This is a genomic window from Clostridium sp. OM05-6BH, from assembly GCF_003481635.1.
Lineage (GTDB): Bacteria > Bacillota > Clostridia > Lachnospirales > Lachnospiraceae > Butyribacter.
Map to the genome: position 1 here is coordinate 26837 of NZ_QULH01000025.1, position 691 is coordinate 27527.

Annotated in this window: 1 protein-coding gene; it reads left to right on the forward strand. The window is 41.1% G+C overall.

Going from position 1 to position 691, the window contains the following annotated elements; all coding sequences use genetic code 11:
* Positions 1–639 (forward strand): restriction endonuclease subunit S (locus DXB73_RS13150; RefSeq protein ID WP_243104712.1); only part of this gene is annotated, 639 nt, incomplete at its 5' end.
* Between the last annotated feature and the right edge of the window lie 52 nt (positions 640–691).

Genomic DNA, 691 nt, shown 5'->3' on the forward strand with positions numbered 1-691 from the left:
ATAAACAATAATTTAGAACAGCAAGCTCAGGCAATTTATCAGCAAATGTTTATCGACAATCCTGCCCCTGATTGGATTGAAGGCTCTCTAAGCGACATCGCTAATATTACTATGGGACAATCTCCAAGTGGCAGTAGCTATAATGAGGACGGAATAGGCGCAATCTTCTTTCAAGGTCGTGCTGAATTTGGTTTCAGATTTCCAACTATCCGCCTTTATACCACCGAGCCAAAGCGAATGGCTTATGCAAATGACATCTTAATGAGTATTCGAGCACCGGTTGGCGATCTTAATGTTGCTCATAACGACTGTTGTATTGGTCGCGGGCTTGCCGCTATTCACTCTAAAACCAACCATCAGTCTTTTGTACTTTACACGATGTTCTCGCTCAAAAAGCAGTTGGATGTATTCAATGGCGAAGGTACAGTTTTCGGTTCTATCAATCGCAGTTCGTTGAATGATATGCCAATTCTTATTCCCGACGATGAGCAAATTGAGAAATTTGAACTGATAGTTGCCCCTATGGACGCTGCAATTCGCAATAATTATGATGAAATTTGCCGTTTGCAGGCGGTACGAGACTCTTTACTCCCTCGTCTTATGTCAGGTGAGCTTGATGTCTCCAACATCGACCTTTAAGCCGCTAAATTATTGTTTACGATAGAACGTAGATTATATATAATATCAATTA